Genomic DNA, 22824 nt, shown 5'->3' with positions numbered 1-22824 from the left:
TTAAGATGAGTTTAGTACCTTATGTCATTGAACAAACAAGTCGCGGGGAGCGTTCTTATGACATTTATTCCCGCTTATTAAAAGAAAGAATCATTTTCCTGGGAGAAGAAGTAACTGATGTTTCTGCAAGCCTGATTGTATCCCAGCTTCTTTTTCTGGAAGCAGAAGACCCGGAAAAGGATATCAGTCTGTATATCAACAGTCCGGGGGGATCTGTCACAGCAGGCATGGCAATCTATGACACGATGAATTTCATCAAATGTGATGTATCTACGATCTGCATGGGCATGGCAGCCAGCATGGGCTCTTTCCTGCTTGCAGGGGGAGCAAAAGGAAAGCGCATGGCGCTGCCTAATGCCGAGATCATGATCCACCAGCCGATGGGCGGAGCCCAGGGGCAGGCTACAGAGATCCAGATTGCTGCAGAACATATTTTACAGACGAAGAAGCGCTTAAATCGCATTTTAAGTGAAAATACAGGAAAACCATTAGAAGTCATCGAACGGGATACGGACCGTGACAACTGGCTGACTGCAGAGGAAGCTGTGGAGTACGGACTGATTGATGCCGTCTTTGACAAGAAGAGGGAATCATAATTAGAAAGAGCGAGGTAATTCTATGGTAAATCACAGCGATGACAAAAAGCAGCTTCGTTGCTCTTTTTGCAATAAGACCCAGGATCAGGTGAGAAAACTGATCGCAGGGCCGAAGGCAAAAGGCGTCTATATATGTGATGAATGTATTGAAGTCTGCGCGGATATCATTGCCGAGGAATTTGAGCAGTATATTGATGATACAGAGATCCATTTAAATAAACCAAAAGAAATAAAAGCATTTTTGGATGATTATGTGATCGGGCAGGACGAGGCCAAGAAAGTGCTGTCTGTAGCAGTTTATAATCACTACAAGAGGATTCTTCTGGGAGATTCCTCAGATATTGATCTTCAGAAGAGCAATATCATAATGCTCGGGCCGACGGGATCAGGGAAAACACTGCTTGCCCAGACACTGGCAAAGATGCTGAATGTTCCGTTTGCCATCGCAGACGCCACGGCGCTGACCGAAGCCGGCTACGTGGGAGAGGATGTGGAGAACATTCTCTTAAAGATCATCCAGGCGGCAGACTATGACATCGAACGGGCACAGTGCGGTATCATTTATATTGATGAGATCGATAAGATCACAAGAAAGTCAGAAAACACCTCTATCACCAGAGACGTCTCCGGTGAAGGTGTGCAGCAGGCTTTATTAAAGATCATCGAGGGAACGGTAGCCTCTGTTCCGCCTCAGGGAGGACGGAAGCATCCGCACCAGGAGTTTATACAGATTGATACAACCAATATCCTGTTTATTTGCGGGGGAGCTTTTGACGGACTGGAGAAGATCATTGAATCCAGAATTGGACAGAAGTCTATCGGATTCAATGCAGAGATCGGAAACGGCAAAAAAGAGGATATCGGGGGACTGCTCCAGCAGGTACTGCCGGAAGACTTCGTGAAATTCGGGCTGATCCCTGAGTTTATTGGAAGAGTTCCGGTGAATGTATCCTTAAATCCTCTGGACAGAGAGGCGCTTGTGCGCATATTGAAAGAGCCGAAGAGTGCATTGGTGAAACAGTACCAGAAGCTGTTTGAACTGGACGGAGTAGACCTGGTATTCGAGGACGGTGCTCTGGAAGCGATTGCAGAGAAGGCCATGGAGAGAAAGACAGGAGCCAGGGGGTTAAGGGCCATCATGGAAGGTGTCATCATGGACTTGATGTATCAGGTGCCTTCTGACGAGAAAGTATCCAAATGCGTGATTACAAGAGGCGTTGTGGAATCTTCGGAAGAGCCGGTGATCGAGAGGTCTGATGACAGAACGAAGAGAACGTCAGGCGTTAAAAAAAGAACGAAGAAGAGTAATGGTGAGATAGCATAAGACATCCGGCCCAAAGTCAACAAACTGCTTTAATACAAGAATTTCTTGCTATTGAGGCAGTTTTTTTGGCATAAATGACGATATGATAACGAAGGAGAAGCAGATGAAAAAAGTATTACCGATGCTTGCGCTGAGGGGGAAATACATATATCCGAATTCGGTGATTCATTTTGATGTCTCACGGAGTAAATCGGTGCGTGCGATCGAGGAAGCCATGCAGAACGATCAGATGATTTTTTTAGACAATCAGATCGATCCGGCGATGGAAGATCCCAAATCCTACGATCTCTACCAGATCGGGACATTGGCGAGAATCCGCCAGGTAGTAAAACTGCCTCAAAATATTATCCGGGTTTTTGCCGAGGGTATGTTCCGGGCTGAAATTCTTGAAGTTTGTGAGGAAGAACCGATATTTCGGGTAGAAGCGGCCTATCAGCACACGGAGCAGCAGGAATTTGAACAGGATGAGAAAGAGGCGGTATTCCGCGCTTTGAAAGAAAGTTTTGAAAAATATACCGGGGTTTGGAATCAGATGGACCCCAATGTATACAGTTATATTCTCATGCAGACGGATCTGGAAGTGTTTGTGGACCATCTGGCAACCCATCTTCCGTTTTCTCTGCAGAACAAACAGAAGCTCCTGGAAGAAATGGACTTAAAACCGAGATGTGAGCTGATGCTTGTGCTTCTGGAACAGGAACTGCGTTTGGCTTATCTTAGGCTGGATATCCAAGAGAAAGTGAAAGAGAACATCGATGACAATCAGCGTGAATATATGCTGAGGGAACAGCTCAAGGTGATCCGGGAAGAGCTTGGAGAGACCAATATCGCAGACGAAGCCGATGAGTTTCTGCACAAGCTTTCTGAAATGGAAGCAGGCGAAGAAGTGAAGGACAAGATTAAGAAAGAAATCTCCCGGTTTCAGGCTATGGGAAACAGTGCCGCCGAGAGCGCGGTGCTCAGAACTTACATTGAGATTATGCTGGATGTGCCATGGGAAAAACTTTCCGAAGATTCCATGGATCTGGAGGAAGCAGAAAATATTCTGGAAGAGGATCACTACGGACTGAAAAAGGTTAAGGAGCGGGTTCTGGAATATCTGGCGGCAAGGGCCATGAGCCAGAAAAAGGACGCGGCCATCCTCTGCCTTGTGGGACCTCCGGGAACGGGAAAAACATCTATCGCAAGGTCGATTGCCAAGGCAACCCACAAAGAATATGTGAGACTATCCCTCGGAGGCGTCAGAGACGAGTCTGAGATTCGGGGGCACAGGAAGACTTACGTGGGAGCTATGCCGGGAAGGATCGTGGCAGCGATCCGTCAGGCCAAAGTACGCAATCCTCTGATGCTCCTGGATGAAGTGGATAAGGTGGGAAAGGACCAGAGAGGAGATACGGCATCGGCACTTCTGGAAGTTCTGGACGGAGAGCAGAACGAACATTTCCGGGATCATTATCTGGAAGTGCCGCTGGATTTAAGTGATGTACTGTTCATCGCCACGGCAAATGATCTGTCCACGATCCCCAAGCCGCTTTTAGACAGGATGGAGGTCATAGAAGTTTCCAGTTACTCTGAAAACGAGAAATTCCACATTGCCAAAAATTATCTGGTAAAAAAGCAGATGGAAGCCAACGGGCTGACTCCGAAGGAAATTGTCTGGAAGGATGATGCCCTGAGACTGCTGATCGCCAGTTATACGAGAGAAGCGGGTGTGAGAAGCCTTGAGAGAACCATTGGAAATGTTTCCCGAAAGGTTACAAAGGATATTTATCAGGGGAAGAAGAAAAAGGTGACGGTGACGAGAAAAGCAGTCCGGGATTATCTGGGCACGGCGCCGTATGAACTGGAAAAAGAAAACTTGAAGGACGAGGTGGGAATCGTGCACGGGCTGGCATGGACCAGTGTCGGAGGAGTCATGCTCAACGTGGAAGTAAACACAATGCCGGGGAAGGGAAAATTTATCGTCACAGGGTCCCTTGGTGATGTGATGAAGGAATCGGCCCAGGCCGCAGTGAGCTATATCCGGAGCAAGAGCGGCAAATATAAGATCAAGGATGATTTCTTTGAAAACCACGATATCCACATCCATATTCCGGAAGGTGCAGTACCCAAAGACGGACCGTCTGCGGGGATCACCATGACCCTTGCCCTCCTCTCGGCTATCACAGGAAGAAAAGTCCGGGGGACTGTGGCAATGACCGGAGAGGTGACGATCAGGGGACAGGTATTGGCAATCGGGGGACTGAAAGAAAAAATGCTGGCAGCAAAACGCGCGGGCATGACAAAAGTACTCGTGCCAAAGGCCAATGAAAAGGATGTCAGGGAATTTGATACAGAGATCACAGAAAATATTGAGATCGTATATGTAAAGAAGATTGAGGACGTCATAAGAGAGGCTCTTCTTTCTGAACAGACAAAAAGATGAGACAGGGAGGCAGCTTTCATGAACTATCAGGAGACAATGGAATTTATCGGACGTGCAAATAAGTTTGGAAGTATTTTAGGACTTGACAATATCAGGGAATTGTTAAACCGTCTCGGAAATCCCCAGGACCGGCTGAAGATCGTTCATATAGCAGGCACTAACGGAAAAGGTTCCACCCTGGCGTTTCTTGCGTCGGTATTTAAAGAACAGGGTTATGAAGCAGGACGATATGTGTCTCCTGCTTCTTTCTGCTATGAAGAAAAGTTCCGTATTAACGATGAGATTATCACAAAGGAAGATCTCTGCTTTTATATGGAGAAAATAAAAAAAACAGCGGAGGAGATGGTCAGAGACGGAAAAGAGCATCCGACAGTCTTCGAGATGGAGACTGCCCTGTCATTTCTTTATTTTCTCGATAAAAAAGTGGACGCAGTCCTTCTGGAAACAGGACTTGGGGGACGACTGGATGCAACGAATGTGATAAAGCATCCGATCTGTACAGTCATTGCGTCGATCGGCTATGACCATACCCAGTATCTCGGCAGCACTATTCAGGAGATCGCAGGTGAGAAGGCAGGTATCTTGAAAAAAGGATGTCCTGCAGTTTCTTACGATAATACTTTTGAGGCCAGGGAAGTGATAGAGAAGGCCGCAGGAGAGAAAAATGTGTCTCTCATCTTTGCAGAGGCAAGCCGTCTTGACGTCTTATCCGAAAACTTAAAGGGCGCAGAATTTTCTTACGTCTGCGCAGATGGAACAGAGTACCCGAATATGGAAATCGGTATGCTTGGGGAGCACCAGATCTGTAATGCCGCAGTCGCTCTGGAGACTATCCAAATCTTAAAAAAATCTTATATTTTTCGACAGGATTCCATAAGAAAAGGATTAAAAAATGCTGTATGGGATGGCCGATTACAGCGTATTTGCGCGGTTCCTGAGGTTTATTGCGACGGAGCTCATAATCCGGACGGAGCCGAAAAGCTTTTACGGTTCCTTCAAAAGAATTTTACAAATAAAAAAATAATCTATATAATGGGAGTATTGTCGGATAAAGATTATCTGCAGATGTTAAAGATTATGTCTCCAATGTCAGATGAAATTTACGCGGTGACACCGGAAGGTGACCGTGCCCTGCCTTCGGGTGTGCTGGCTGACGCTGCCCGTCCGTTTTACCGGAAAGTGACCGAAGGAGGAAGTCTTGGAGAATGTTATCAGAAGGTTAAGAAGGAATGCGGACAGGACGATGTTATCGTCGTGTTCGGAACCCTGTCATTTTTAAAAGAACTGAGAGGTTAGAGCAGTGAAGCGGCTTTCATATATCACGAATCATCCGGAATATCAGAGTGCTTACCGGCAGATTCAGGATGCGGAGAAAGGTAGGGCCTTTTGTCTCCACGACACCGGGCATTTTCTGGCGGTTTCCAGGATTGCTTATATCCTTGTGCTTGAAGAACGGCTTGACGTAAAGAAAGATGTGATCTATGCCGCAGGCTTTCTGCACGATATCGGAAGAGGAAAGCAGTATTCCGAGGGAATTCCACATGAGGAGGCAGGCATTTCGATCGCCTCGGCTATTTTGTCTGAGTCTCCTTATAATATAGAGGAGCGGAGCACGATTCTGCTTTTATTAGGGTCCCACAGAAGGCCGGACAGTGATAAGCTTTCCTGCCTTTTTGGCCGGGCAGACAAGCTCTCCAGGGACTGCGGCAACTGTAAGGCGAGAGAAGAATGCTATTGGCCGGAAGAGAAGAAAAACAACATATATCGGTATTAGGAGCTGGATATGAAGATAGGCAAAAGACAATTTGATATAAAAAGCCATGGATATATTATGGGGATACTCAATGTGACTCCGGACTCTTTTTCGGATGGAGGAAGATACACCCGCCTGGATGCGGCTCTGAAGCATGCGGAGCAAATGCTCGGCGAAGGGGCGGATATCATTGATGTCGGAGGGGAATCCACCCGCCCGGGACATGAAAAGATCACCGCAGATGAAGAGATCGAGAGGACAGCTCCGGTGATTGAGGCCCTGAAAAGAGAGTTTGATCCGGTCATTTCCCTGGATACATACAAGTGGCAGGTGGCTAAGGAAGGCATCCGTGCAGGAGCTGATATGATTAATGACATATGGGGGCTCAAGTGGGACAGAAAAATGGCTCCGCTGCTGGCCAGGGAAGGCCTTCCGGCCTGCCTTATGCATAACCGGAAGAATACAGATTACAAAAATTTTTTGAGTGATGTGATAAAGGATCTCAGGGAGACTATGCAGACTGCCGAGGAGGCCGGCATGCGGAAAGAACAGATACTGCTGGACCCGGGCATTGGATTTGCAAAGACTTTGGAACAAAATTTGATGCTCATGAACCATTTGGAACTTCTTCTTGAGTTTCAGGTGCCGGTACTGCTCGGTACATCCAGAAAATCTATGATCGGATTTACTCTGGATCTGCCGGCAGATGAGAGGACAGAGGGTACTGTGGCCACTACGGTGAGCGGATATATGAAAGGCTGCCGGATGTTCCGGGTTCATGACGTTAAGGAAAACAGGCGCGCCCTCACTATGATCGAGGCAATCTGCCGTTATTAAAGGAGCGGGGAAGATGGATCAGATTATTATAAAAGAGCTGGAGATTTACTGCAATCACGGCGTATATAAAGAAGAAAAAGTCCTGGGACAGAAATTTCTTGTGTCCGCAGTACTGTATACAGATACAAAACGGGCCGGCAAGAGTGATAAAATAGAATATTCCGTCAACTACGGGGAAGTATGCCATCGGATTCGGGAGATCATGGAAGGAAATACCTTTGATCTGATCGAACGGGTGGCGGAAACAATTGCAGAGCGGCTTCTTAAGGAATTTGACTTGATAAAGAAGACAGAGGTGGAAGTTAAGAAACCGTGGGCTCCGATTGGACTGCCGATTCAGAGTGTTTCTGTAAAAATCGAGAGGCAGTGGCACCGGGCATATATCGGAATCGGTTCAAATATGGGGGACCGGATGCAGTATATAAACGAAGCGGTAAAACAGATGAAACAGGAAGATGATCTCAGGATGGCCTGTGTGTCAGACCTTGCAGAGACAGAACCTTACGGATATACGGAGCAGGATAAATTTATCAATGGATGTATCGGTATCGATACATTGAAGACGCCTGAGGAACTCCTCGGATATTTGCAGAGACTGGAAAACAATGCGGGCAGAGAACGACTCGTGCATTGGGGCCCCAGGACACTGGATCTGGATATTTTGCTGTATGATGACATAGTGATTCATGGGGAGCATTTGACCATACCTCATACAGAGATTCCGAAACGGAGTTTTGTTTTGGAGCCTCTTGCACAGATAGCACCTTATGAGAGGCATCCAGTTCTGAACAAAACGATTCTGGAGTTAAAAGATGCTTTGGAGGAAAAGGAAGAAAAATGAGAGATTTACTTGACATAAGAAAGGATATAGACCGGATTGACCGAAAGATCGTCCGCCTGTTTGAAGAGCGGATGCATTGTTCCGAGGAGGTTGCGGAGTATAAAAAGGGAACAGGCAAGCCGATCTATGACAGGGAGAGGGAACAGCAGAAAATAGAGGCACTCACCGGCGAAGTCGGACCGGAGTTTTTAAAGAAGGGGACAGAGGAACTCTTTTTGCAGCTCATGTCCATCGGGCGCAGATACCAGTACAGTCTCCTGTCGGAAGAAGACAGTTACGTGCGCAAAATGTTTAAAGAGGTAGATAAGCTGGAGATCAACCGTGATACAAAAGTTGTATATCAGGGGATTCCCGGAGCGTATCAGGAACAGGCCATGATTCAGTTTTTCGGAGAGAATATCAGCCATTTTACGGCCGATGAGTTTAAAGATGTGGTCGTGGCAGTGGATGAGGGAAAGGCAGATTATGGTATCCTGCCCATCGAGAATACTTCCGCAGGTACTGTGAGCGGTATTTATGATCTTCTCCTGAATCATGACGTATGTGTAGTCGGAGAAGAGACGGTAGAGTGCAATCATGCTCTTGTAGGCATCAGGGGAACAGATCTTTCCAAGGTGACCAAGGTATATTCACATCCACAGGGGCTGATGCAGTGCAAACAATTTCTGGACGAGACCGGATGGGATCAGGTCCGCATAAGGAATACGGCGGTGGCGGCCAAAAAAGTTGCTGATGACAATGACCCGACCAAGGTTGCAATTTCCAGCGAGCGGGCGGCAAAGCTCTATGGACTGGAGGTACTGAAGCGCAATGTGAATTACGAAGGAAATAACTGCACCCGTTTTGTGGTCATGTCAAAGAAAAAACAGTACCGGGGAGATGCCGGGAAGGTGAGCATCAGTTTTTCTCTTCCGCATGAGACGGGATCTCTTTATAACATTCTTGCACATTTTATGTTCAATGATGTCAGCATGACGAATATTGAATCCAGGCCGCTTCCGAACAGGCAGTGGGAATACGGATTTTATATAGATGTGGCCGGAAACTTAAATGAACCGGGCATACGCAATGCTCTGACCGGCATACGGGCGGAAGTAAAAGATTTTAAAATACTTGGAAATTTTTAAGGAGAGAGAGGGGCAGGCTTAAAAAAATACAAAATTAGGTGGGAAGAAAACATGAACAGTAAATCAAATGGTTTCAAAGACAAACTAGGAAAAATTCATAACTTTATTCACAAGTTTGGAAAATATTTTATCATTGTGTGTCTGATCTTATTCTGTGTTCTGTGTATCAAGAATAAAGATCAGTTCGCGGAGCGGGTGGCAAAAGGCGTGCCTGAAAGCGGTATGGAAAAGATCCCGGTTGCAGATGGAGATACGATCACGCAGAAATTCAAAGCTAATTTTACTATGGCAGAAAAATTAGAATTCCGTATAGGGAGAAACTTTGGTGATGCAAGGCCTGGAAGGATTGAACTGAGTATTAAGGATTCCAAAGGAAATATTATTTTTCACGTAACTCCGACCATGGAAGAAGTGGATGGAAGAGCTGAAATAAAAGCCACGATGAGAAGAAGAGAATTGGATGAAGATCGTTGGTATAAGGCAATCGTAAACCAGAAACTAGAGAAAGGCGAAACTTATACTTACGAGATCAAGGGGGTCGGAATTAAGAAAGATGATCCGCTGTATATTTATACGTCCAGAGATATGGGATCAATTTTTGAGCCGCTCATAAAAAACGGACAGAAAACAGAGATCCGTCTTTGTGCAAAAATGTGGACTACTCAAATTGATATGTGGGCCATTGGTCTGACGATTGCAATTGCATTAGGATTGATCGTGCTCTTGCTTGTACAGATTAAAATTCCTGAAAAGTGGAATAAATGGATGTCATGGGCATTATTCATCGTGAATCCGTGGCTAGCTTTTTATATGGTGGAAAAAGTATTCTACAATCCGATCAGCGTTATGGGAGTTTTTTCTTATGCGCTGAATATCATCTGGTTCTATGTTATTTTTGGAATTCTGCTTTTGATCTTTAACAGGACAAAATACGCAGTCATTGTAGGAGATTTACTTTTATACGGCTGCGCCATCGGTAACTACTTTGTTATGCAGTTCCGGGGAACTCCGATCACACCGGCAGACATTTGGGCGTTCGGTACCGCGATGGATGTGGCAGATCATTATACATTGTCTTATAATAAAGCAGCCATTGTTGCAACAATCATCTGCCTCGCACTCTGTATCATTGCATGGAAACTGGATACTATAAAAGCATTCCGATGGAAACAGCGGCTGATTGCACTGATTGTAGTGGCAGCAGTTACAATAGGACAGAGCTTTCTCTGTACGAGAGTAAATTTTCTGGAATCAAAAAATGTAAAGGTAGAATTCTTCAATCAGAAAAAGGGCTATAAAAGAAATGGCTTTGTGTTAAGTTTCCTCCTGAATGTGCAGTATCTCCTCGGAACGGAACCGGAAGGATACAGCGTAGATAAGGTAAAAGACATTGCCAAAAATTATGAGGTGACAACCGGACAGAATAAGGCTCTGAAGCAAAAACCAAATGTGGTCGTCATCATGAACGAGACATTTTCTGATCTGAATGTGGTCAACAAGATCAAGACAAATAAAGAAGTGATGCCTTATATCAATTCCATGAAAGAAAATACGATCAAGGGCGATATGCTTGTATCGGTATTCGGAGGAGGAACAAGCAACTCTGAGTATGAATTCCTCACAGGAAACTCAGTGTCTTCTCTTCCGCTGAACGGAAATGCCTATACACAGTTTGTAAAACACGAAGTGCCGAGTCTCGCCACCCAGTTAAAAGAACAGGGATATGACACGACCGCATTCCATCCATATAAGCCGAATGCATGGAATAGACAGAGCGTGTATCCGCTGCTAGGATTCGAGAACTTCCTGGATGAGTCATCCTTGGATGAATCCAAAGTCAGGAGAATCAGAGGATGGGTCAGTGATGAGTCTGATTACGATAAGATCATAGAGACGTTTGAGAATAGAAAATCAGATAATCCTCTGTTTATGTTTAATGTAACGATTCAGAACCACGGCGGATATCTGCTTCCGGACGATAACTTCAAGCAGGAAATTACGATTGAAGACGAGAAGAAGACAGAGCCTGCAGAGCGCTATCTGTCTCTGATCCATGAATCCGACCGGGCATTTAAAAAGCTGATCGATTATTTTAAGGATCAGAAAGAGCCGACCATCATTGTGATGTTCGGGGACCATCAGCCGAAACTGGAAGATGAGTTTTATGAACTTCTCTACGGAAAGGACTTAAACAGTCTGAGCATCAAGGAGATGCAGAAGAAATTTACCGTTCCGTTTGTCATCTGGGCAAACTATGATATCAAAGAACAGGAAAATGTAAAGCTCACCAGTGTCAACTATCTGTCCACGCTGATGCTCAAGCAGACAAACTTAAAACTGACTCCGTATAATCAGTATCTGGAAGAACTGGAGAAACAGATCCCGGCGATCAATGCCAACGGATATGTGACAAAAGACGGTAAAAATGTTGCGACCCAGGATGAGGAAGATAAAGATAAATGGCTGACAAACTATCAGTATCTGCAGTACAATTCCCTGCTGGATTATAAACACCGCGTAGATTCCTTCTTTTCTGTGAAAGAAAAGTAGGAATCTCCCTGCGGATTCTTGACACATGGGACAAAACAATATAATATTAAAATGTTGTTCGCTTTATGCAAAAGAAAATGGCGAGGACACGTCATTGATAATTAGGAGGATACACATATGGTTAAAGCAATAGTTGGAGCTAACTGGGGCGACGAAGGAAAAGGTAAGATCACGGATATGTTAGGTGAGACTTCTGACATTATCGTGCGTTTCCAGGGAGGAGCGAATGCCGGGCATACCATCATTAACGACTACGGAAAGTTCGCGCTTCACACGCTGCCATCCGGTGTATTCTATGATCATACAACCAGTATTATTGGAAACGGTGTGGCACTGAATATCCCTGTGCTCTTTAAGGAGATTGGGGAAATCGTCTCCCAGGGTGTGCCAAAGCCGAATATCCTCATTTCCGACCGTGCCCAGATCGTTATGCCGTACCATATCCTGTTTGATGAATACGAGGAAGAACGATTGGGGAAAGGGTCTTTCGGATCTACAAAGTCGGGGATCGCACCGTTTTATTCAGACAAATATGCAAAGATCGGCTTCCAGGTCAACGAGTTGTTCGACGGAAAAGCGTTAAAAGAAAAACTGATCAGGATCTGTGAGACGAAAAATGTTTTGCTTGAGCATCTCTACCACAAACCGCTTCTCAACCCGGATGGGCTGTATGAAACACTGATGGAGTACAAGGAGATGGTAGCGCCGTATGTCTGCGACGTATCCCTGTTCCTTCACAAAGCGATGAAAGAAAACAAGACCATTCTCCTGGAAGGCCAGCTGGGCTCGTTAAAGGACCCGGACCACGGTATTTACCCGATGGTGACATCCTCTTCTACTTTAGCGGCATACGGAGCCATCGGTGCAGGTATTCCGCCATACGAGATCAAGAAGATCGTCACCGTAGTCAAGGCATACTCAAGTGCCGTAGGTGCAGGTGCCTTCGTCAGTGAGATTTTCGGGGAAGAAGCCGATGAGCTCAGAAAACGCGGCGGAGACGGCGGCGAATTCGGGGCAACGACCGGACGTCCGAGAAGGATGGGATGGTTCGACACCGTGGCTTCCAAGTATGGATGCAGGATGCAGGGAACGACAGACGTGGCATTTACTGTGCTCGATGTCCTCGGTTATTTAGAAGAAATTCCGGTTTGCGTCGCTTATGATATTGATGGGGAAATAACTACCGATTTTCCGACAACCGGTGATCTGGAGAAAGCAAAACCGGTGATCGAAGTACTTCCGGGATGGAAGAGTGACATCCGCGGAATTACAAAATATGAGGATCTGCCGGAAAACTGCAGAAAATACGTAGAGTTCGTCGAGGAGAAGATCGGATATCCGATTACTCTGATCTCCAACGGACCCGGCAGACATGAGATTATCCGCAGAGGATACACAGACTAAAAATGAAAAAACCTCTTTGCAGATACGGCAAAGAGGTTTTTTGCAAAGGTATAGGAGACATCTATGGAAAAAGAACAGGAACAAGAGAATAAGAAAAAACAAAACTTCAGGAAAGAGGTCAGAAGCTGGATTGTCTGTATTGCTGCCACTCTGGCTATTACTTTGTTTATCACAAATTTCGTCATAGTCAATGCCAGTATACCAAGCGGTTCCATGGAAAATACCATCATGACCGGAGATAAACTTATTGCATTCAGGACCGCATACCTGTTCAGTGAGCCTGAACGGGGGGATGTGATTATATTTGAGTATCCGGATGATGAGTCGGAGTGGTATATTAAGAGAGTTATCGCGCTTCCGGGAGAGACGATCGAGGTAAAGGACGGAAAGGTTTATATCAACGGGAGTAAAAAGCCCCTGAAGGAACCTTATATCAAAGAGGAGCCTGTGGACGATTTTGGACCGTATAAAGTGCCCGGGAACGGGTACTTTGTCATGGGAGACAACCGGAACAGTTCCAATGACGCCAGAGAATGGCAGACCCACTATGTGACCAGGGAAGAGATCATAGGAAAAGCGAGCTTTCGATATTATCCGTCTCCGAAGTGGATCAAATAAAGGAGTGAGACCATGAAAAGAAAAATCAGGATTCTTATGCTGGCAGCGGCAGTTATGCTTGCTCTGGCAGCGTCCGGATGTCAAAAAAAAGCTGAACGAGAGCAAAAGCCTTTTGTATCAGAAAAAGAACTGAAAGCATTCATAGGAGAGACGACCAAAAAAGACGAGGTTTCGGACTTTCCAAAACTGGACTACGCTTCGGACCAAAGGGTGATGTTCCATAATTCCCAGGGCTTTTATGTCTTTGACATGAAGGAAAAGAAAGTCACCGCAGCTTTGGATCTGGTAAAAATGAAATTATTTTCCGAGGATGGAGAGACCGAGACGAAGATTATTGTATCCGGCGACGGAAATGTGGTACGGCTTTTAAGAACAAAAGGGGAAGATACGGTTAAGGACTATTTCTATGATGTGAAGGAACAGATTTTGTCTGACCAAAAACAGGCCTTTGATGATGTCTATGAAGGAGATATTCAGAAGACAGGTGAAAAGAAGTTTGCCGGACACCCGAAGGAAGAAGTGATCCGGGAGCTGATGGAGCAAGGACAAAATGACTCCAATGCGATGATCCAAAATGACCGCACCGTAGATTTTCTCGGTTATCCATCCGGGGTATATATGAAGGAAGATCAGATGTTTAAAAATGTTTCTCTGATCCAATACGATGTTAAAGCAAAAAAGAAGTCTGTGACTCCTCTGTTTGACGGATTTGTAAAGACCGATCAGGAAACTGACGCCTCAAAGCTTGTCTTTGAAGGCAGCCGTTTCATGAAATTCAGCGAAAACGGAGTCCTCTACTTTGATGTGGATGCTATGCAGAAGACCGGCGGGACAAAGGGTACATTCGGAGACCTTGTCATCGGAAATGTCTTTCAGTCAAAGAGCGGAAAGCTTACGGTCTCATTTGAAGATATTTCAAAGGCGGATCTTTCGTTGAAACCGGTGCTGTCACTGAACAACATCGATGAAAAAGGGGAACCTCAGATGATGGAATTAAAAGAAGGCAGGAATACTTATACGTTCAGCGGTCTGAAAAAAGAATTATTTTATTATATTGACTACTATGCAACGAAAGATGCCCCGGATGAAAAGAGCATGAAAAAGACCGATCAGCAAAATAAAAAGCTCAGGGTGAGCATAAGCAGCTAAAAGCATGGACGCGGGATACAGTCTGTGCTATAATATTGATACAAAAAAATTGTATGAACCTAATTATTTTTTGGAAAGTGAGGAAGCAGGTATGACATGTGAAACCATCAATGCACAGAAAGCTCCCGCAGCAGTGGGACCGTACTGCCATGCGGTAAAAGCGGGTGAATTTGTGTTTACTTCAGGACAGCTTGGGCTGGACCCGGAGAACGGAACTCTTCCGGAAGGAGTGGAAGCTCAGGCGGACCAGGCGCTGATCAACCTGGACGAAGTGCTGAAAGCGGCAGGATTATCGCTGGATGATGTGATCAAGACTACCGTATTTTTAGACGATATCAATGATTTTGCGGCAATCAATGCAATTTATGAGAAAAGGTTCGGAGACAATAAACCTGCCCGTTCCTGTGTGGAAGTGGCGGCACTCCCCAAAGGAGCCCTTTTTGAAATAGAAGCGATCGCAGCTGTTAAATAACATCATCACCGAAGAAAACCCGATTTCCTGTAAATGTGAATTCAGGACCCGGGTTTTTTTATTGCTGGTGGAGTGTAGTAAAAAAATTTCGATACAAAAGGAATGAAGATACGGGAGATTGCCGGCAGGATACTCCGGGAAGTGACGGGGAAAGTCCATATGAATATCAGGAGGGATGCTTATCGAGCAGTCCCTCCTGATTTTAAGAAACTAAGCTTTCATTTCCTCCTCCGCAGGGTTGCCCTGTTCAGATTCTCCGGGAGTATACACGAGCAGTTTTTTTGACGTAAAATAAAAAACTCCGGTGGTGACGGCAGAGGCCAGAATATCTGCTATCGGTTCTGCGGTGAAGATTCCCGTTGTGCCAAGAAATAACGGCAGGATCAAGGCCAGAGGGATCAGCAGGATGATTTTCCTCAGAAGGGCCATAACAAGAGAAATTTTTGCCCTGCCCAGTGCCATAAAAGTATTCTGGCAGGCGTACTGTGCCCCGATAAACAGAAAGCCTCCCATGAAAATGCGGATCATGGGTCTGCCGAGCACAGAAAGCCGCCTGGCCGCCTCACCGCTGGAAAACAGATATATATAGATCTGGGGAACTGCCATGGAGAGGGCCCAGATTCCAAAGGTGTAGGCCACAGTGATAACAAATAACAGCCGAAAGGCCTTTTTTACCCGGTCCATATTCCGGCTTCCATAGTTAAAGCTGATGATCGGCTGTGCACCCTGGGCGAGTCCAAGGGCGGGCATGGATAGAAACTGCATGGCGCTTATGGCAATGGTCGTGACGGAGACCAGGGAGTCTGCGCTGGCACCGCCGTAGCGTTTCATTCCTGAATTTAATGTGATCTGTACCAGACTTTCCGTGGACTGCATAATAAACGGCGCGATTCCCAGGGCGATGACAGGGAGAAGAACTTTTGCTTCCAGCCTGAGATTTTTACGGCGGATCTTCAGATCCGTTTTCTTTCCGGTTAAAAAACCGAGGACCCAGGCCGCAGAGATACCCTGGGAAATGACGGTGGCTAAGGCGGAGCCCTTGACACCGAGACCCATTACAAAAATAAAGATTGGGTCCAGCACGATATTTAAGACAGCCCCGATCAGCACTGTGAGCATACTGGTCCTGGCAAATCCCTGGCAGGTGATAAAGCTGTTCAGGCCGAGAGAAAACATGACGAAAATGGAGCCGAGCAGATAGATGCTCAGATAGTCATTGGCATAAGGCAGTATATTGTCTGTCGCTCCAAATATGGAAAGCAGGGGTTCTTTTGCAAGGTAAAAAAACAGGGTAAGGGGAACGGCCAGAGCAATCAAAGCCGTGACGGCATTCCCAAGAATCTTTTCTGCCCCGTCATAATCCTGCTGTCCCATTTTTATTGAGACTCTGGGACTTCCTCCCATACCGATCATGGAGGCAAATGCAGAGATAATCATAATGATCGGAAAAGCAATTCCAAGCCCTGCAATGGCAAGAGGCCCTTCTCCTCCCGGAAGACGGCCGATGTAAATGCGGTCCACCATATTATACAGCGCGTTTATGATTTGGGCGGCAATGGTGGGAACAGCCAGCTGGAACAGTAATTTGCCCACAGGCATGGTTCCAAGGGATGTTTCGTTGTTCGTATTCAAAAAATCACTCCTATCATATGAAAAATGTCACTCTTTTATTTTACATTGTTCTTTCAATGGGAGCAATTCTTTTATTCAGGAAAGATGTAGGTTATGGACAGTCAGAAAGGGAAGCAAGAGATCGTATATCAGGTATATCCTAAAAGTTTTTGCGACGGTAACGGGGATGGGATCGGAGATTTAAGAGGGATTCTAAAGCGTCTTGATTATCTTAATGATCTGGGAGTGACTGTGCTGTGGATCTGTCCGGTCTATGCTTCACCGATGGATGATAATGGATATGATATCTCGGATTATTATGCCGTTAATCCTATGTTTGGGACGATGGAGGATTTGGAAAAACTCATATATGAGGCGGGGATCAGGGGGATGAAAATAATGATGGATCTGGTACTCAACCATACATCGGATGAACATCTGTGGTTTCAGAATGCGCTGAGGGATCAAAAAAGCAGATACAGGGATTATTATATATTTAAGAAATCCCGGGAGGGGCGCCCTCCGAGCAATTTAAGGTCTGTTTTCGGGGGATCGGTATGGGAGCCCGTTGAGGGGGCGGAGGAGTATTATTTTCATTCTTTTTCAAAAAGACAGCCGGATCTTAACTGGGAAAATGAAGACATGAGAAAAGAACTGTATGAAATGATACGGTGGTGGATGAGAAAAGGAATTGCAGGATTTCGTGTGGATGCCATAAATTTTATAAAAAAAGATCTCCGCTTTCCCGACGGAAATCCCGATGGAAAGGATGGACTGTCCGGCTGTTTTCCGTATACAAGGAATGTAAAAGGGATTGAAGTTTTTTTGGGAGAACTTAAAAACGAAGTATTTGACCCATTAGACTGTATCACTGTCTCGGAGGCCGTAGATGTACCATATTCATCGCTTGGGGATTATATCGGGGAGCAGGGATGCTTTTCTATGATGTTTGATTTCAGTTATACAAATTTCGATCTGGAAGGGAAAGATGAGAAATGGTATAAAAGAAAAGCATGGACAGCAGAAGAATTCAGAGAGTTACTGTTTAAAAGCCAGGAAGAGATTCAGAAGACCGGATGGCCGGCATGTATTTCTTTTTGAGGGGAACCCCTTTTATTTATCAGGGACAGGAATTAGGAACAACAAATGTGTGGAAAGATTCTGTCAGTGAATTTGATGATATTGAGAGCAGGGGGCAGTACCATTCTGCTCTGTCAGACGGATGTACAAAAGAAGAAGCACTGTACTATATCAACCTCCGCAGCAGAGACAATGCAAGAGAGATGATGGACTGGAAAGAGGCAGAGACCCAGGAGAAAGAGGAGAAATCTGTACTGAAATTTTACAAAAAGATGATAGCACTCAGAAAACAGGAGCCGTGTTTAATTTACGGTAAATTCATCCCTCATAGAGAATATGGAAAAGAAGTGGTGGCATATGAGAGAAATAACGGTTTTACAAGGTTGCTTATACTGTGTAACTTTTCAGGAAGGACAAAGAAGATTGAGGTAAGAGGAGGAGAGATACTGCTGAGAAATCAGCCGGTGAAAGAAAAAATCCTGAAGCCCTTTCAGGTCATATTGTTAAAAGATTAATCTGCAGATGATATAAAAAATTTCTATACTTAAGAAGAAATTCATTCTTTTTTAATCTATTCCATTAGGATACAATGAAATAGATTGTTACTGTTTTGCCAGATAAATAATTGGAGGTAATTAGAATGAACCAGCGGAGCACTGAGATTGTGCAGTTATTAAGTAAAGAGAAGGATGAGATTACAGTCTCAGGATTTGCAGAATATTTTCAGGTGTCTCAGAAAACCATCCGCAATGATCTGAAGGAAATCAATACAATCCTGGGTCAAAACCAGCGGGAGGAAGTTGTGATAAACAGCGGGGGCAGGATTAATCCGCCGGAGAATTTTAAGGAATCTCTGTCATTATTGCTCGAAGGGGACTTCTACAGCTATAAATTATCCAGGGAAGAACGGAAACAGGCAGCATCTGCTATGATCGTAAATTCTAACGATTACATTACCCTTGCAACCATCGCCGACCATTTATTTGTGAGCAGGGCAACGGTAATCAACGACCTGAAAGATATCAAGGCATTTATAAAGGAAGGGAACTTGAAGGTGATCTCTCACGCCAATAAGGGACTTCGTATAGAAGGTCCGGAGAGCGAAAAGAGAAAATTTCTTTTGAATCTGCTTCGTCCGTCTGTGTCTATTTATGAGAACCATAAAAATGTAGTTGCTGAACATGTCAGTGTACAGGCAGGTGACTCCAGTGTAATACAAAAGATCCTGGGGGAACAGGAACAACGCTATAAGAAATATCTGGATGACAGTTCCTTTCAGGAGATTGTTCTCTATTTAAGGATTATGATAAATCGCAATCAGTCGGGCGAATTTTTGGAGACGCAGCCGGATGAAAACAGTGAGAATTATATGTTTGCCCTGGATACATTAAAATATATCTCTCAGTACTGCGATGTTGTTACAACAGAGGATGATATAAAGTGTTTCAGCAGCTTCCTGGACGGCGTGCGGTATATGAAACATAACACAATTAATAAGAATACAGTGATTATCCAAATGATCACAAGACAATATATTGCCGGTATTTCCTCGGAATTGGGAATAGATCTGAATACAGATTATGAGTTTTTTGAGAATCTGTCCAATCACCTGGAATCCATATTTTCTGCACCGCCGATCAATTACCAGGAAGTTAATGTGATAAATGAGGTACTGGAAGATAATCAGGATGTACTTGAAGCGGTCATAAACCAGATGTTTGTTATCTACCAATATACAGAGCGCAAATTAAATGAAATAGAAATAAAGTATATTGCGATTCATGTGTGTGCGGCGATTGAACGAAAGAAGAATAAGGAAGTGGCTTTTCGTGTGATCGTAGCCTGTCATGCAGGCATCGGAACATCCAGACTATTACTGGAAAAGTTGAAAAGACATTTTAAATTCCGGGTTGTGGATGTAGTCTCTGCCCATGAAGCAATGAGTATTGAACCCAATTCAGCTGATTTTGTGATTTCTACAGTTCCGCTGGAAGGCTGTTCGTTAGAGTATGTTGTAGTATCGGTAGCCTTCAATGATGCAGACTACATACGTGTGGGAAACAGAATTGATGCGCTGAGAAACGGCAGAAATCTTCCAGTCAGAATGGAGGAAGATGGGTTAAGTGCGAAGGGCCTGATCGACGAGGTCCGTCCCCTTGTATACAGAATGATTGAGCCGGAAGATAGAGCAAAGGAGTTTATGAAGGAACTCCGCGGAGTGGTGCGGGGGTATTTTAAACAGTCTGTAGAGAGGGAGGCGGAGATCTTGTCCCCATATCTGCATCATTTGCTGCCCGCAGCAAACATTGAGGTGGATGTAGAGTGTGAAGACTGGAAAGATGCAGTGCGCAAGTCTGGTGAGAAACTTGTAGAACGAGGCTATATTGAACCAAGATATATAGATGCAATGATCCACAGCATCGAGGAATATGGTTCCTATGTTGTGTTGTCGGAGGGATTTGCCATGCCGCATGCGAAAGTAGAGGAAGGCAGTATCCGCCTTGGTATGTATTTCATCCGTCTAAAGAATCCCGTGCCGTTCGGGGTCGAAGGACTGGACCCCATAGAGTTTGTATGCTGTCTGAGCGCCATTGATCATAAGAGTTATTTAAAGGCATTTTTCAGTCTCGTAAATATGCTGAGGGATGACGAGTACAGGCGGCTTCTGCATGAGGCAAAGAGCCCTGAGGAGATTGCAAGAATGATTGAAACATATGAACACAGCAGTGTTTAAATAACAAAAAAGCATTGGTCGGATTTATTTCTGGGAGAGGAAATAAATTCGACCAATTTATTTTATTTCCAGGTCCGGAAATGGATTCGACCAAACTAAAATTTTTCCCGGAAGGGGAAATACCTTTCACTGTTTTTGATTTTATATGCATGATACTATGTATTTGTAAATGAGAGATGGGAAGCCGGCCGGCAGATCTCAGCAACACAAATACTAAAGTAAAAAGTGGAGGTACATATGGAAATACTATTAAAGTTTTTTCAGGGATTTGTAAATTTGGGGGCAAGTGTTCTGCTTCCGGTCGTAATCGCAATATTAGCTGTTTTCTTTGGCATGAAAGCAGGACGGGCGATTAAAGCCGGCTTATTGGTAGGGATTGGTTTTCAGGGGCTTTGTTTAGCGGTAAATTTACTGATTACTTCAGTGACACCGGCGATGGAATATTATGAAAAATTAGGATCAGGATATGACACATTGGAAGTTGGATTTGCAGCACTGGGTGCAGCATCATGGACCACACCATTTGCAGTTCTTGTAATTCCGTCAATTATCCTTGTCAATATCATTTTAGTCCGCTTAAAGGTTACAAAGGTATTAAATGTTGATATCTGGAATTTCATGCATTTTCTTGTGCCGGGAGCACTCGCATATGCTTTGTTTGGAAATGCTGTCATTGGATTTTTAGTTGCTTTTGTCTGCGGTATTATTGTTCTGTTTTTTGCTCAGTGGACTGCGAAACCCTGGCAGGAATTTTTTGGACTGGAAGGGACAACATGTACATGCCTGTCTTTCGTAGCATGGGCTTATCCGATCGGCTACGGATTAAATAAGATCATAGACAAAATTCCGGGACTTAACAAGATTGATATAAATATGGATAAGGTGGGACAAAAGCTTGGAGTGTTTGGCGATCCTGCAATCATTGGTGTTGTAGTAGGAGCTTTTCTTGCAATCATTACAAAGCAAAGTCCTGGAGAAACTCTCACAATGGCAATGGGTGTTGCGGCAGCTATGGTATTGATCCCAAGAATGGTATCCATCATGATGGAAGGATTATCTCCGCTGGGACAGTCCGCAAATGAATATATGCATAAAAAAATCGGAGAAGATGCAGATATTTATATTGGTATGGATATTGCACTTGGTTTAGGTGATCCAACTTGTATTACATGTACTGCGATTATGATTCCGATTACCATACTGCTTGTATTTCTTGTACCGGATATGAGATTCTTTCCACTTGGATTATTAGCTGAGATCTGTTATTTGGCACCTATGGTCGTTTTGAGCAGCAAGGGAAATCTATTTCGCTCACTGATTGCAATGACTATTTTGATGTACATAACTCTGTTTTTGGCGAATATGTTTATTCCGGAAGCCACAAGCATGATGTCTGTTACGAATGTAGATTTTGGAAAAAGTGTCACGGCATCTCATTTTGGATGGAATCCCGGCAATGTAGTTGTATCAATTATTCATAGAATTATGGCGATGTTCGCATGAGGGGGCTCTAAATGAAAACTAGATATTTGGTAATTCACGGGACAGCAGCTAATAGTGAAGAAGCAATTAAATTATGTGGAGATGCCTTATATAAAGCAGGTATTGTTGAAAAAAATTTTGGAGTTCTTTGTGCCCAACGTGAAAAAGATTTCCCAACAGGGCTTCCTACAGAAATTCCAACAGCCATTCCTCATGTAAAAGATGAAGGGATTACACAGAACGCAATCTGTCTGCTGAAACTCAACTGTCCGGTAACCTTCAAACGACTGGACGATGATACAGAAGAAGTGAAAACAGATATGATTTTCAATCTGGCGATCAAAGATGCCAATGAACACTTAGCAGTGCTGCAAAAAATGATGGCATTTTTGAATGATCCGGAAGTCTTATTAAAATGTAAAAAACTTTCAAATAAAGAAACGGAGGCTTATCTTCAGGAAAAATTAGGATCATAATTAATCACAGTAAAGGAGAAGAATTATGGCAAAAGAAGTGAAAGTATTAGTAGCATGCGGCAGCGGTGTGGCAACGTCAACCATTGCCCAGGAAGAAATCAAAGAGATTGCAAAAAATGCAGGGGTGAAGATCAGATTGATGAAAGGGACGATTGCAGAAGTTCCCATCAAACAAAAAGACGTAGATGTAGTTTTTACTACTGCCAATTACCGAAATCCGCTTGAAAAGCCGCATCTCAGTGTGTTTGGGCTTGTCTCCGGACTGAATAAGGAAGCATCAAAAAAGAAAGTTGAAGAATTGCTTAAAACGATTTCAGAAGAGCTATAAAAGCCCGAATATGTGAA

Annotated in this window: 20 protein-coding genes; 19 read left to right on the top strand and 1 reads right to left on the bottom strand. The window is 44.4% G+C overall.

What is annotated here, in order from left to right:
- Positions 1 to 5 precede the first annotated feature (5 nt).
- The 13 genes from clpP (at position 6) to QGT46_RS13680 (ending at position 15096) form a co-directional block, all read left to right on the top strand.
- A complete protein-coding gene (clpP, locus tag QGT46_RS13740) occupies positions 6 to 596 on the top strand; it encodes an ATP-dependent Clp endopeptidase proteolytic subunit ClpP (RefSeq protein ID WP_148459860.1) in 591 nt (196 codons plus the stop codon).
- A gap of 22 nt (positions 597 to 618) precedes the next feature.
- On the top strand, positions 619 to 1920 hold the full coding sequence (clpX, locus tag QGT46_RS13735; protein WP_148459861.1) for an ATP-dependent Clp protease ATP-binding subunit ClpX: 1302 nt from the start codon (positions 619 to 621) through the stop codon (positions 1918 to 1920).
- A gap of 103 nt (positions 1921 to 2023) precedes the next feature.
- On the top strand, positions 2024 to 4345 hold the full coding sequence (gene lon / locus QGT46_RS13730; RefSeq protein WP_148459862.1) for an endopeptidase La: 2322 nt from the start codon (positions 2024 to 2026) through the stop codon (positions 4343 to 4345).
- 18 nt (positions 4346 to 4363) lie between these two features.
- Entirely contained in the window at positions 4364 to 5641 is a 1278-nt protein-coding gene (locus tag QGT46_RS13725; protein ID WP_148459863.1) for a bifunctional folylpolyglutamate synthase/dihydrofolate synthase, read from the top strand.
- A gap of 4 nt (positions 5642 to 5645) precedes the next feature.
- Positions 5646 to 6119 (top strand): HD domain-containing protein, encoded by a 474-nt coding sequence (locus QGT46_RS13720; RefSeq protein ID WP_024728426.1) that lies wholly within the window; start codon positions 5646 to 5648, stop codon positions 6117 to 6119.
- A 9-nt stretch (positions 6120 to 6128) separates the two neighbouring features.
- Entirely contained in the window at positions 6129 to 6935 is an 807-nt protein-coding gene (folP, locus tag QGT46_RS13715) for a dihydropteroate synthase (RefSeq protein ID WP_148459864.1), read from the top strand.
- 13 nt (positions 6936 to 6948) lie between these two features.
- Entirely contained in the window at positions 6949 to 7776 is an 828-nt protein-coding gene (gene folK / locus QGT46_RS13710) for a 2-amino-4-hydroxy-6-hydroxymethyldihydropteridine diphosphokinase (RefSeq protein WP_148459865.1), read from the top strand.
- Positions 7773 to 8903 carry a chorismate mutase gene (locus QGT46_RS13705; RefSeq protein WP_148459866.1) on the top strand — a complete coding sequence of 377 codons (1131 nt, stop codon included), beginning with the start codon at positions 7773 to 7775 and terminating at the stop codon, positions 8901 to 8903. Before folK ends, QGT46_RS13705 begins: the two co-directional genes overlap by 4 nt.
- A gap of 51 nt (positions 8904 to 8954) precedes the next feature.
- The gene (locus QGT46_RS13700) at positions 8955 to 11453 is read left to right on the top strand and encodes an alkaline phosphatase family protein (protein ID WP_148459867.1); all 2499 of its coding nucleotides are present in this window, start codon (positions 8955 to 8957) and stop codon (positions 11451 to 11453) included.
- A gap of 117 nt (positions 11454 to 11570) precedes the next feature.
- Complete coding sequence (locus tag QGT46_RS13695; protein WP_148459868.1) at positions 11571 to 12857, top strand: adenylosuccinate synthase; 1287 nt, start codon at positions 11571 to 11573, stop codon at positions 12855 to 12857.
- A 63-nt stretch (positions 12858 to 12920) separates the two neighbouring features.
- Positions 12921 to 13475, top strand: a complete 555-nt coding sequence (gene lepB, locus QGT46_RS13690) for a signal peptidase I (protein WP_024728420.1) — start codon at positions 12921 to 12923, stop codon at positions 13473 to 13475.
- A gap of 12 nt (positions 13476 to 13487) precedes the next feature.
- Positions 13488 to 14624 (top strand): zinc metalloproteinase nas-26, encoded by a 1137-nt coding sequence (locus QGT46_RS13685; protein ID WP_148459869.1) that lies wholly within the window; start codon positions 13488 to 13490, stop codon positions 14622 to 14624.
- A gap of 4 nt (positions 14625 to 14628) precedes the next feature.
- Positions 14629 to 15096 carry a RidA family protein gene (locus QGT46_RS13680; RefSeq protein WP_330655886.1) on the top strand — a complete coding sequence of 156 codons (468 nt, stop codon included), beginning with the start codon at positions 14629 to 14631 and terminating at the stop codon, positions 15094 to 15096.
- Between the two features lie 210 nt (positions 15097 to 15306).
- Here QGT46_RS13680 and QGT46_RS13675 read toward each other — a convergent pair whose 3' ends face one another.
- Positions 15307 to 16695, bottom strand: a complete 1389-nt coding sequence (locus QGT46_RS13675) for an MATE family efflux transporter (RefSeq protein WP_148459897.1) — start codon at positions 16693 to 16695, stop codon at positions 15307 to 15309.
- Positions 16696 to 16821: 126 nt separating this feature from the next.
- On the opposite strand from QGT46_RS13675, the gene QGT46_RS13670 reads away from it, so the two are divergent.
- The 6 genes from QGT46_RS13670 (at position 16822) to QGT46_RS13650 (ending at position 22807) form a co-directional block, all read left to right on the top strand.
- Positions 16822 to 17808 (top strand): alpha-amylase family glycosyl hydrolase, encoded by a 987-nt coding sequence (locus QGT46_RS13670; RefSeq protein WP_330655884.1) that lies wholly within the window; start codon positions 16822 to 16824, stop codon positions 17806 to 17808.
- Complete coding sequence (locus QGT46_RS17070) at positions 17793 to 18302, top strand: hypothetical protein (protein WP_330655883.1); 510 nt, start codon at positions 17793 to 17795, stop codon at positions 18300 to 18302. The genes QGT46_RS13670 and QGT46_RS17070 overlap by 16 nt, the downstream gene beginning before the upstream one ends.
- A gap of 125 nt (positions 18303 to 18427) precedes the next feature.
- The gene (locus QGT46_RS13665; RefSeq protein WP_148459871.1) at positions 18428 to 20521 is read left to right on the top strand and encodes a BglG family transcription antiterminator; all 2094 of its coding nucleotides are present in this window, start codon (positions 18428 to 18430) and stop codon (positions 20519 to 20521) included.
- 237 nt (positions 20522 to 20758) lie between these two features.
- On the top strand, positions 20759 to 22024 hold the full coding sequence (locus QGT46_RS13660; RefSeq protein ID WP_148459872.1) for a PTS transporter subunit IIC: 1266 nt from the start codon (positions 20759 to 20761) through the stop codon (positions 22022 to 22024).
- Positions 22025 to 22035: 11 nt separating this feature from the next.
- Complete coding sequence (locus QGT46_RS13655; protein ID WP_024728412.1) at positions 22036 to 22479, top strand: PTS sugar transporter subunit IIA; 444 nt, start codon at positions 22036 to 22038, stop codon at positions 22477 to 22479.
- Positions 22480 to 22504: 25 nt separating this feature from the next.
- Positions 22505 to 22807 (top strand): PTS sugar transporter subunit IIB, encoded by a 303-nt coding sequence (locus QGT46_RS13650; RefSeq protein ID WP_148459873.1) that lies wholly within the window; start codon positions 22505 to 22507, stop codon positions 22805 to 22807.
- Positions 22808 to 22824: the final 17 nt, after the last annotated feature.

This window comes from Anaerostipes faecis, from assembly GCF_910574135.1.
GTDB classification, from domain to species: domain Bacteria; phylum Bacillota; class Clostridia; order Lachnospirales; family Lachnospiraceae; genus Anaerostipes; species Anaerostipes hominis.
Note: the sequence above shows the minus strand (reverse complement) of the source record. Positions and strands in the feature narration are given on the sequence as shown.